The organism is Stenotrophomonas sp. HMWF023 (assembly GCF_003060985.1).
Classification (GTDB): Bacteria; Pseudomonadota; Gammaproteobacteria; order Xanthomonadales; family Xanthomonadaceae; genus Stenotrophomonas; species Stenotrophomonas lactitubi.
The window spans coordinates 927-5,210 of the sequence record NZ_QAIJ01000232.1; the positions used below are offsets into that span (position 1 = coordinate 927).

The 4,284-nt window shown below is 65.9% G+C and carries 3 protein-coding genes; all 3 read left to right on the forward strand.

The window, feature by feature from the left end:
- Positions 1–2,353: TcfC E-set like domain-containing protein (locus DBR20_RS12575; RefSeq protein WP_258223340.1), on the forward strand; the 2,353-nt coding region annotated here is incomplete at its 5' end.
- A gap of 137 nt (positions 2,354–2,490) precedes the next feature.
- A complete protein-coding gene (locus tag DBR20_RS12580; protein ID WP_308812615.1) occupies positions 2,491–3,483 on the forward strand; it encodes a CfaE/CblD family pilus tip adhesin in 993 nt (330 codons plus the stop codon).
- Positions 3,484–3,500: 17 nt separating this feature from the next.
- The gene (locus DBR20_RS12585) at positions 3,501–4,199 is read left to right on the forward strand and encodes a pilus assembly protein (RefSeq protein WP_108266403.1); all 699 of its coding nucleotides are present in this window, start codon (positions 3,501–3,503) and stop codon (positions 4,197–4,199) included.
- The last annotated feature ends 85 nt before the right edge of the window (positions 4,200–4,284 follow it).

A 4,284-nucleotide genomic window follows, 5' to 3' on the forward strand; every position in this document is an offset into this window, starting at 1 on the left:
GCGCGCGCTGTATGACGAAGGCGAGGGCGCCGTGCGCCTGTTCGTCGCCCGCCAATGGATTCCCGGCGAACCGGCCGCCGAGCGCTACCACCAGGCCAGCGCCAATGCCGAAAACGCCTTCCTGCACCAGCACACACTCAATGTCAGTGGTGGCCGCGGCTACCAGTCGCTGGCCGCACAGGGCATGGGCGCGCTGGGCGTGTTCCAGCGCGGGCACCTGTCCGCCGACTGGACCTTCAGCCAGCAGCACTACCGCGGCGGCCGCGCCAACCGCGACTTCCAGCTGGACAACGCCTACTACCGCCATGACCTGGGGCAGCAGCACTACCTGCAGGCCGGGCGCATGGACCGCCGCAACCTGAGCAGCCCGCAGGGCGGCACCTTCAGTTTCAGCATGCTGCCGATGGATCGCTTCCAGGGCCTGCGCCTCGGCACCACGCAGGCCTACGTGGATGCCGCCGCCGCCGTGCAGGCCACTCCGCTCACCGTGTTGCTGGCACGCGACGCACGCGTGGATGCCTTCGACGGCGAGCGCCTGCTGCAGACCTTCTACCTGCAGGCCGGCATCAACCAGCTCGATACGCGCCGGTTCCCGCTGGGCAACTACACCATCACCCTGCGCATCTACGAAGACGGCGTACTGGTGCGCAGCGAGGACGCGCCGTTCGACAAGGGTGGCGACTGGACCGACAGCAGCGTGCAGTGGTTCCTGCAGGGTGGTCGCCGCAACGAACGCCGCAGCGACCGTTTCGATGATGAGTTGGCGGCGATGGGCGGCGTGCGCGTGCCGGTGTCGCGCAACGTGGCGATGACGGCCGGCCTCGCTGACCTTGGTGGCTTCAGTTATGGCGAACTGCGGCTGGACCTGCGCCATGTCTTCGCCACCCAGGAGATCCGCGCCACCTTCAGCGGCATGCACGGCAGCGATGGCAGCCGTGGCCAGCAGCATCAGCTTTCGTATCGTCGCCGCGCCTCGTGGAATGTGTACCACCAGCGCATGCGTGGCCGCGCCTGCCAGTTCGAGGACGATGCGCGCGACCGGCTCGGTTGTGCTGATTCGCTCAGCGCCTCGATGGCGCTGCCGGTGGCTGGCGGCAATGCCTATCTGGCCTACACCCGTCGTCAGACCTGGCGCGCAGGCACCGTGCAGCCGGGGCTGGGGGATGACCCACTGGCCGGGCTCGACCCGCTGCTGCCGCCGTGGATTCCACAGCCCACGCGCGTGCCGCAGCTCAGCCGCACCTGGCAGGCCAGCTACAGCCGCAGCCAGCGCTGGGGCGAGTTCAGTGTCTCCAGCCGCATCGGCGTGTGGCAGCAGACCAGTGGCGGCGGCCTGCGCGACGGCCGCGACCGCGGCATCTATTTCAACTTCAGCCTCAACCGCCTGCAGCGCGGTGATCGCGGTAGCTCACAGCGGCGCTACGGCCTGGATGTGCGCCAGCCGCAGCATGCGCGACCGGACATCAATTACAGCGCCGGTCAGACCCTGCGCCAGGAATACGAAGACCAGTACCGCGAAGTGTCCGGCGAACTACGCGGCAACAACAACGAACGCTACAGCGCCACGCTGAGCGGGCAGCTGCAGAACCGCATCGGCCAGACCGGCGCCACGGTATCGCGCTACCAGCACCAGGGTGGCAATGAAGTGGCGTACAGCGCTACGCACAGTTCCGGGCTGGCCATCGGCACGCGTGGCCTGTACTGGGGCGCGGGCATCGGCGCCGATGCCGGGTTGGCGGTGCAGGTGGATGGCACCGACGACCTGGACCTCACCGGTGTTGCCGCCGAACTGCAGGTGGGTGGCCTGCGCCGGCAGCGCCTCAAACTGGGCGAACGTCGCCTGTTGCCGCTGTCGGCCTATCAATCGCACCGCGCCGAAGTGCAGGACGCCAGCGCACTGGACAGCATCGCGGCCGTGCGCGTAAGCGGTGTCGGCGGCGCGCGTCCGCTGTTCCTGTCACCCGGGCGGCTGGTGCGCATGCCGGTGCCGATTGAAGTGACCTACACCTTCATCGGCAACGCCCACGACATCGCCGGTGCACCGCTGCGCGGCGCCCGCATTCTCAACGCGCCGGTGCCCGGCACCGGCAGCAATGGAGGCTTCGTGGCCGACTTCCCACGACGCGAAACGACCCTGTACCTGCTGCAGGACGACCGGCTGCTGCACTGCCCGCTGCAGGTGCGCGAGCGCCGCAGTGTGGTGATGCTGGTGGGCACCGTGCAGTGCGAACCGCTGGCCGTGGCGCAGCTACCGGCCGACATCCGCCATCAGGCACGGGTGACGCGACTGCTGCAGGAGCAGGCGTTGATTGCTGCCACGCCGCAGACCGCGGCCGCGGGAGGTGCGCAGTGAACAGGCGGGTGTGGTGGGTGATGGCGGTGCTGTGTGCACTGGTGGTGTTGGCGCCGAGGGCGATGGCGCAGCAACCGCCGGAGACCGACCCCAGTCCGATAGTTCAGCAGGTGACGCTTGGGTGGGATCGATCTTCCATGCCAGGTGATCTGGAGATTTGGCCAGACAGGACGGTTCTGGGCTTCAGTCGTGACGTGTCGCGCAAGCTTGGTCAGATACATCTGACCTGCCGATCCAGTGTGGATCCTTCGCAAGGCAGCTGCAGAACCTCTGGCGATGAGGATGTGTTGTTCGGATCGTCGGAAATCGTACTCAGGATGGTCGAACAACGATCCGGTCTTCCAACAGAAGTGAGATTGAACGGTTGGTTGCGACGGATCGTGTCGGGTCGTGCATGCACAGGTGATTTTTGGACCCAGCACGTATACCCGCTGTACTCAGCAGCTTGGGACCAATGCAATGTTGATGAGCCGCTAGGTACCGGAGTAAGGCTTGTACTTCCACAAGAAGAACTCAGGAGACTGGTAGCGGGTCAGTGGCGCGGTGAGCTCCAGCTCGATCTCAAAGTGGATCCAGCACAAGGAACGGTGCTGACCAATGTCATCACCTTCGACTTCACCATCACCGACTACAACGCGGTCTCCATTTACTTCCCGCTCTTCGACCAGGTCACCCCGCACGTCGGCCTGAACCTGCAGTACGACCCGATCGCGCAGACCGTCGGCGGCCGAACTCAACTCGACATGTGCCTGTACGACGGACTGGGCTCGCAGAGCCAGTACCTGGGCGTCACCGTGCGCGACAGCGGGCCACGTCCTCCGGGGCCTTCCGGCTATTCGGTCTGGCATACCGACGGCGGCAGTGACGCCACGCAACGCGTGGACTATACCGTCACCCTCGATCACAACGGCAGCGCCGTCCCCCTGCGAAACGGCGTGGAGCAGCTGCTGCACGGCATCGACACCGCAAAGCTGCGCCTGGTGCTGCTGCCCGGCATGACGCAGCCGGTGTTCTGCGTGCCCACGCCATTGACGCTGGACACCCCCCGCGTGCCGGTCAGCAGCAAACGCCCCGGCTACTACGACGGCGATCTCAAGGTGGAACTGCGCGTTCCCACTGTCACGCCCTGATTCCCATGGAGCCCCCGATGAAGCCTCTCATTCGCTGCCTGCTTCCCTTGTCGCTGCTGATGGCGATGCCTGCCCACGCCAACCTCACCGTGCACCCCATGCGCACGTCGGTGGACGTGAAGAAGGGCGCGCAGATCCGCATCTATTCGCAGTCCACCCTGCCGCAGTACGTGCAGGCCTCGATCAAGCGAATCGTCAATCCCGCCGGTGCAGAAGAACACGAGGTCGAGGTCGAGCCCGGCGAAGCGGCCATCGCCATCACGCCCGGCAAGTTCGCGCTGGCCGGTGGTGGCAATCGCCTGATCCGGGTGATTCCGCTGCAGCCGGTCGAGAAGGAAACCGCCTACCGCGTGTACTTCGAAGGCGTGCGTGGCCCTGAAGGGGCTGAACGCGCAGGCGAGGGCGAGCGTGCACAGGCCAACATCGGCGTCAGCCTGGTCTGGGGCGCGTTGGTCAATGTGCTGCCTGCGCAGCCCGCGATGGCGGTACAGGTGGAAGGCAATCGTCTGCGTAACACCGGCACGGTGCGCGTGGGCATCACCAGCATTGCCGACTGCGATGGCGCGCGCTGCACGGCACACGACGTGTCGCGAAGCCTGTATCCGGGTAGTGCGTTGGAGCTGCCTTTCACCGTGCAGCCGGGACACACGCTGCAGATGCGTTACCGCCTGACCCGCGATGGCTATCGCGAGCACATACAGACACACGACCTCTGACATCCCGTCGCTGCGGAACTGTTCCGCAGCGACGCTCACATTCGACTCCATTGTTAAGGAAATGCCATGAACAAAATCTATCGTC